The following is a 6329-nucleotide window of genomic DNA, read 5'->3' on the forward strand; positions in this document are numbered from 1 at the left end:
TTGAGGATTTTCGATTTTCGATTTTGGATTGATTCCACGGATAAATCACGTGCCGGGTACCACCTTTGAAATTCGCGGTCAAGCCTGGAGGCAGAAAGAAACCGGGTTTCCGGGCGTTGGCGCGCCCGGAACTCCAAGTTTTTCCCTTGGATACAATACAAATTTTTCCGATGAAGTTAAGCTTTGTGCGTAGGTTGTCACAGCAAGTTGCTTGAGCGATCGACGAAATAAATGGAGTTTACGCTGAAAATAAAGACTTTCAGTTGTAACATGAACCCAAAGTGTGAGTGTGAATATTCCTAAAGGAGTGAATATGGTTCAGACACCTTCGCGCCCTCGTGGCAGCGAGTTTCCGGCTGCTAACTCGGTACAGCCAGCCAAACTGGATACGATTCTGCTGGGAAATAGCCTCTCCCTGCCAAATACCAAACTCTTCGGCACAGACGGCATTCGCGGGAAAGTTGGAGAATTGCTGAATGCACCCCTAGCCTTGCAAGTGGGCTTCTGGGCCGGACAAGTTCTACGCCAAAATACCCCCAACCAGGGGCCTGTGATTTTGGGGCAAGACAGCAGGAATTCTAGCGATATGCTAGCAATGGCACTGTCAGCGGGTTTGACGGCCGCCGGTTTAGAAGTGTGGAATTTGGGATTGTGTCCCACTCCCTGCGTTGCTTATCTGGCAAGCGTTTCGGAGTCGGTCGGCGGAGTGATGATTTCGGCTTCTCACAATCCCCCAGAAGACAACGGCATTAAGTTTTTCGGCTCAAACGGCTCCAAGCTGTCGCAACAGTTGCAGGAACAAATCGAAGCGGGAATCCGGGGGGCAAAGGTTCCGGTTGCTAGCTTGGCTTGGGGACACCACTACCATCGCTCTGAGTTGGTTAAAGATTATGCCACTTCGCTCTGTGATTCGCTGCAACAGATGAATTTGGAGGGAATGCGGATAGTTTTGGATTTGGCTTGGGGGGCGGCCGCGGGTTTGGGTCCGGCGGTGTTCGCGCAAATGGGGGCGGATGTAATCTGTTTGCACGACTCTCCTGATGGATCTCGCATTAATGTTAACTGCGGTTCTACTCATCTCGACAGTTTGCAAGCAGCAGTTTTGGAACACAATGCTGATTTGGGCTTTGCTTTTGACGGCGATGCCGATCGAGTTTTGTGTGTTGACAACCAAGGTCGAACGATTGACGGCGATTACATTCTTTATCTGTGGGGCCGGCAGTTGCGCGACTCCGAACAGTTACCATCCAATTTAATTATTTCTACTGTAATGGCTAACCTCGGCTTCGAGCGAGCTTGGGAAGAATTGGGCGGCAAACTAACTAGAACCAACGTGGGAGATCAGTACGTTCACGCTGAAATGCAGCGCACCGGTGCGATGTTGGGCGGCGAACAGTCGGGACATATTCTTTGTCCGCATTACGGTGTCAGCGGCGACGGTTTGCTGACAGCTTTGCATTTGGCTTCGCTGGTGCGCCAGTCCGGGCAATCTTTGGCACAATTGGTAAGTGGCAGTTTCCAAACTTATCCGCAGTTGCTGCGAAATATTCGGGTGGACGATCGCGAAAAACGCCTGAAATGGCACGAGTGCGAGGCAATGCAAAGTGCGATCGAACGTGCTACAACAGCAATGGGCGAACAGGGACGGGTTTTGGTGCGCGCTTCTGGCACTGAACCGCTAATTCGAGTTATGGTGGAAGCTGCCAGCGCCGAATTGGCTAATTTCTGGACTGAAAATTTAGTTTTAGCCGTTCAGCAACACATAGCTATCTGATGGAAATGGGGAATTAATCTGAAGGAAGAAGAAAGTTCGGCAACGGATTCGCTCGACGGATGTAACGGATGTAACGGATGTCAGGAAGAAGGAAGAATAAAGAACCCTCTCTAAAAATATAGGGGATATTGGAACAACTTTCTCATTCTTTATTCCCTCATTCTTATTCCCTCTCTCCTAAATTACTAAATCCTTCTTTCTTCATTTCCCCATTTCTGATTTCCTGTTCATCAAATCAATTTAAAATGGGTGGCGGCCTCGAATTTCGTTAAAAGTTTTAATTGTCGTCATGTTAATAACGGGGATATTTTTTCGCTTTACTCGCCCTGGATCGCAAAGTCTACTCTTTCGACGAATCTCTCACCTCCCTGCGAATTTCTGGCTACACCTGCACGGAAATGGTCCAGCAAGATTTTCAAGGCAAAACAGTTAGCGTCGAAGATTGGCAGCGGACATACCAGCAGATAAATCCCGAAAAAACTTGGTTGGATACTGTTAAAGGTTTAGCTACAGAAGAACCTCAACTGTGGCCACTGTATTTTATTTTAGCCATATTTTGGGTGCAGTTGTTCGGCCCGCAAGTGGCGGCTGTCAGAAGTCTTTCAGATGGGATTAGTTTGTTAGTTTTTCCCAGGGTTTATTGGCTGTGCTGGGAATTATTTCGCTCTGCATCTGTGGGATGGATGGCTGTTACAATCGTCGCTGCTGTTAGCGATCGCACATTCAATAGATTCGCTCTGCCGCTCAACCCCCAAACGAGTTTGGCTGTTGGTATTGACAGCGCTCGGAATTACAGCGATAGTATTGATAGCAGTGCAAGGCGTTGCCGATCGCTATCTGGTTCCCTCTATTTTAAGAATTCAGCTAGCTGTTGCCTATCTATTCACCGCTAAAATAACAGCCGCCACCAATCCCAGACAACAAAAGCTGTGGCAGCTCGGTTTAATAGCGCTAATATCGAGTGAAATAGTTTCTTGTGCCGTCAGCTCACAGTCGCAACGAAAGGTGGAACAAGTATCCTTCTAGCACTAAATATAATCCCCAAGTAGCCGCGATTGTCAATCAAGCCAAAAAACCTTTAGTAATCATATCAATTCCGGTTGCACGAGCGACATGATGGGGAGTAGTCCGTAGTCCGCGATGCGTGGGGGAATGTGGAATTATTGATCGAGACTCATCGTTCCCATCCAACCGGAAACGATATCACTCACGGAGGCAACAACATCACAGGAAAAATACTGTCTGTCAACTATCTGCTGAAGTCGCAAGTAAAGCTTTTGCTGGCAGTTAAACCTGAACAAGTCACAATTCCTGATGGTTTTAGCGATGTATTTCTCTACCGACCTACAGAAGCATTGCAATTTGAACTAGAAAAAGTGCAAAAATATCAAATCACACCAATTTACAAACCCGGCGATGTCTGGCTTTGGCGTGTAGAGAAATAATGAAGGCGGCAACTGCAAATGATGATTTCTGTTGTGATCCCCACCTACAACCGCGAGCAACCTCTGCGAGAGACATTGGCTGATACGCTTCGGCAAAATTACCCGAATTTTGAAGTCTTGGTAATCGATCAAACTCGCACCCACGAGTCGGAAACTCAAGTTTATTTAGAGGAATTGGCAAATGCTGGCAAAATTCGCTGGTTTCGGGTAGATTGGGCAAGTTTGCCGGCAGCTCGAAATTATGCAGTGCGCCGCGCAGTTGGAGAGATTATTTTATTTATTGATGATGATGTACAATTGCCAGAGGGTTTTTTGGCAGCTCACGCTGACAACTATTTAGAAAAACCCGATGTGGGATGTGTGGCGGGCCGGGTTTTTGACAGAATAAAACTGGATAATTCTGGAGGGGATTTGGCGATCGAATATTTGCCCTCAGAAGCGATGGATGCGGGCATTGCCTGGTATTTTATCGATTTGGTGCATACAGTAAAACCGCAGCAGGTGCTCTCGGCTAGAGGCTGCAATATGTCATTTCGCCGGCAGGTTTTTGCCGAGTGGGGGCTGAGGTTTGACGAGCGGTTTACAGGGAGTGCGGTGCGGGAGGAGTCGGATTTTTGTTTGAGATTGCGATCGACTGGCCTGAAAATTTGGTACGATCCCAATGCGTGTTTAGTTCACTTTGGGGAAGAGAGCGGCGGGTGTCACGATGTCAGCACGCGATCGATCGAATATCAAATCACATTCTATCACAATCACTTTCTAATGGGATTGAAAAATTTAACAGCCTTTCAATGCCTGCGATTTTTTGCCAAACTCTTTGACTGCCACGTTTTGGGAAATCCGCCTTGTTATAAAAGCCACTCGCCCATTAAAATTATAACTAGATTTGCTTTTTATATCTTGGGTTTTCTCAGTGCTGTAAATACAGTAATTCAATCTCTGTGGAATGATGGACAAATTTACAGCCATCAAGACAATATTAACGATCAATAATTCCCTATTCCTTCCCCCTTCCCCTAAATGAGAATTCTCGTTGCCAGTCACACCTATATTGTGGACATTAACCGGGAAAAATTCAAGATATTAGCAAACCTAGAACCCGATATTGAAGTAACAGTGGTAGTGCCGCAGCGTTGGAAACCTGGAGGCGTACAAAATAAAATTATAGAAACGGAATTTTATCAAAATGGTTCCTTTAAAGTCATCCCTGTGTCCAACTTTAGCCAAAACAATCAAGGATTGCTAAGCTTTGGTTGTGACTTAATTAAAGTTTTGCAAAACTTTAGGCCCCAGATCATCCAAGTTGAACAAGGTTCAAAATCCCTTGCTTGCGCTCAATTAATTTTATTAAATAAACTGCTTAAATTAAAGGCAAAAAATATATTGTTTACCTGGTGGAATCTGCCTTATCAATTGAATTGGCCTGTTTCAATTTTAGAAAATTACAATCTTCAGCACACCAACGGAATTATTGCAGGCAACCTAGACGGAGCTAAAATTTTGCGGCAGCGGGGCTATCAAGGTGCGGTAAAAGTAATGCCACAACTCGGAGTAGATGAAACTTTGTTTCGCAGCACTGGTAAAGACGCTGATTTATCCGGCAGGTTCGGCATTGCACCGACCGATTTTGTGGTAGGATTTGTAGGGCGATTTGTCGAAGAAAAAGGACTGTTAACTTTAGCTGAGGCCTTGGCAGGGTTGAAAAAAATCTCTTGGAAGTGGCTGTTAGTAGGACAAGGAAAATTGCGGACGCACCTCGCAGAAAAATGTATTGAATGGGGAATAAGCGATCGAATAATCTGGGTAGAAAGCGTTTCTCATGAAGAGATTCCCCCCTACATTAACTTAATGAACTGTTTGGTATTGCCCTCGCAAACCAGCTATAAATTCAAAACTTTGACCACTGTGGGCTGGAAAGAACAATTCGGTCACGTTTTAATTGAAGCAATGGCCTGTCACATTCCGGTTATTGGTTCCGACTGCGGGGAAATTCCCCATGTTATCGGCGATGCGGGGTTATTATTCCCAGAAGGAAATGCAGGGGTTTTGCGAGAGTGTTTGCAGAAATTGATGGAGCGGCAGGAGTTGGCGGCCGATTTGGGCGATCGGGGTTATCATAGAGCGATGAGCAATTATACCAATAAAGCTTTAGCTGAGCAGTTGTTGGAATTCTACAAAGAATTGTTGTAACTTTTAGCTATAATGCAAGTGTTAAATAAAAGCTGTAGTAAATGTCTATTCCTTCCGACATACGACCTTTGGTAGACGAACTCTACCAGGTACTACATGATACCGAACGCCAAGCAACGCAGGGACTTTTTGCACTTAGAAGAGCAATGTCTCTTTTTCCCCAGAATGAAATACTGATGCAATACTTTTCTTGCATCACCAATTTTCAATTCAACGTAGCAGGTACTCGCTTACAAGCAGAGCACATTGTGGGCAATGTATTGCTGGCTGGTGTGCCCGATGAAGATGTTCAAAAAGCAGGAGATTATTTAGCAGCCTTGCTAAATATGGCTCCAGAATCGAAAATTATGATTGACAAAGTAGTTGAGAGATTAGAAGCATTGCCATGAAACAATTACCAGATGAAAGCCAACTCCTGGAAATCCTTGAAATTGTGAAAGCTGCGGAAGCAAAAGCCAGTGAAATGTATGAATTTTCCAAGACAATGGCTCACAATACCCAAATTACAGCAACAAAAAGAGAGGAAGCTGAACAGCTAGACGGGCAACCTTTTCCAGATAATTAAATTTGTAATGGGAGATGTTGGTATGTGGATTTAAATAGCTATCCCTGATGCGGATTCTCCAAATTATCCCCTCAATTTCCCTAGTCTACGGGGGGCCAAGTCAAATGGTGCTCGGACTTTCTGCGGCCCTCGCGGCCAAAAACATTGATGTCACAATTATCACTACAGATTCTAACGGAGATATCGGTCAACTTCCTTTAGATGTTCCTTTAAATCAACCAATACAACAAAACGGCTATCAGATTATTTATTTCCGCTGTTCTCCGTTTCGTAGATATCTGGGGGGGTGACAAAAAGGTCTACGAGATAGACTGTATAAGGGTTGCGGCCCGCATACCTTGTTGATAAAAGCGGC

Annotated in this window: 7 protein-coding genes; all 7 read left to right on the forward strand. The window is 45.3% G+C overall.

The window, feature by feature from the left end; all coding sequences use genetic code 11:
- Nucleotides 1-313 precede the first annotated feature (313 nt).
- On the forward strand, nt 314-1774 hold the full coding sequence (gene glmM, locus QUA33_RS23035) for a phosphoglucosamine mutase (protein ID WP_333151489.1): 1461 nt from the start codon (nt 314-316) through the stop codon (nt 1772-1774).
- Nucleotides 1775-2172: 398 nt separating this feature from the next.
- On the forward strand, nt 2173-2667 hold the full coding sequence (locus QUA33_RS23040) for a hypothetical protein (RefSeq protein ID WP_333151479.1): 495 nt from the start codon (nt 2173-2175) through the stop codon (nt 2665-2667).
- Nucleotides 2668-2928: 261 nt separating this feature from the next.
- Complete coding sequence (locus QUA33_RS23045; RefSeq protein ID WP_333151481.1) at nt 2929-3219, forward strand: hypothetical protein; 291 nt, start codon at nt 2929-2931, stop codon at nt 3217-3219.
- Between the two features lie 18 nt (nt 3220-3237).
- Nucleotides 3238-4212 carry a hormogonium polysaccharide biosynthesis glycosyltransferase HpsN gene (gene hpsN / locus QUA33_RS23050; RefSeq protein ID WP_333151483.1) on the forward strand — a complete coding sequence of 325 codons (975 nt, stop codon included), beginning with the start codon at nt 3238-3240 and terminating at the stop codon, nt 4210-4212.
- A 27-nt stretch (nt 4213-4239) separates the two neighbouring features.
- A complete protein-coding gene (gene hpsO, locus QUA33_RS23055; protein ID WP_333151485.1) occupies nt 4240-5409 on the forward strand; it encodes a hormogonium polysaccharide biosynthesis glycosyltransferase HpsO in 1170 nt (389 codons plus the stop codon).
- 41 nt (nt 5410-5450) lie between these two features.
- The gene (locus tag QUA33_RS23060; RefSeq protein WP_333151487.1) at nt 5451-5798 is read left to right on the forward strand and encodes a hypothetical protein; all 348 of its coding nucleotides are present in this window, start codon (nt 5451-5453) and stop codon (nt 5796-5798) included.
- Nucleotides 5795-5974, forward strand: a complete 180-nt coding sequence (locus QUA33_RS23065) for a hypothetical protein (RefSeq protein WP_190738631.1) — start codon at nt 5795-5797, stop codon at nt 5972-5974. The genes QUA33_RS23060 and QUA33_RS23065 overlap by 4 nt, the downstream gene beginning before the upstream one ends.
- Nucleotides 5975-6329: the final 355 nt, after the last annotated feature.

This window comes from Microcoleus sp. Pol14D4 (assembly GCF_036701245.1).
Taxonomy (GTDB): domain Bacteria; phylum Cyanobacteriota; class Cyanobacteriia; order Cyanobacteriales; family Microcoleaceae; genus Microcoleus.

What these genes read in the sequence shown, in the direction of transcription:
- hpsN (WP_333151483.1), top strand. Translation starts at nt 3,238, where the DNA reads ATGATGATTTCTGTTGTGATCCCCACCTACAACCGCGAGCAACCTCTG.
- QUA33_RS23040 (WP_333151479.1), top strand. Translation starts at nt 2,173, where the DNA reads ATGGTCCAGCAAGATTTTCAAGGCAAAACAGTTAGCGTCGAAGATTGG.
- hpsO (WP_333151485.1), top strand. Translation starts at nt 4,240, where the DNA reads ATGAGAATTCTCGTTGCCAGTCACACCTATATTGTGGACATTAACCGG.
- QUA33_RS23065 (WP_190738631.1), top strand. Translation starts at nt 5,795, where the DNA reads ATGAAACAATTACCAGATGAAAGCCAACTCCTGGAAATCCTTGAAATT.
- glmM (WP_333151489.1), top strand. Translation starts at nt 314, where the DNA reads ATGGTTCAGACACCTTCGCGCCCTCGTGGCAGCGAGTTTCCGGCTGCT.
- QUA33_RS23060 (WP_333151487.1), top strand. Translation starts at nt 5,451, where the DNA reads ATGTCTATTCCTTCCGACATACGACCTTTGGTAGACGAACTCTACCAG.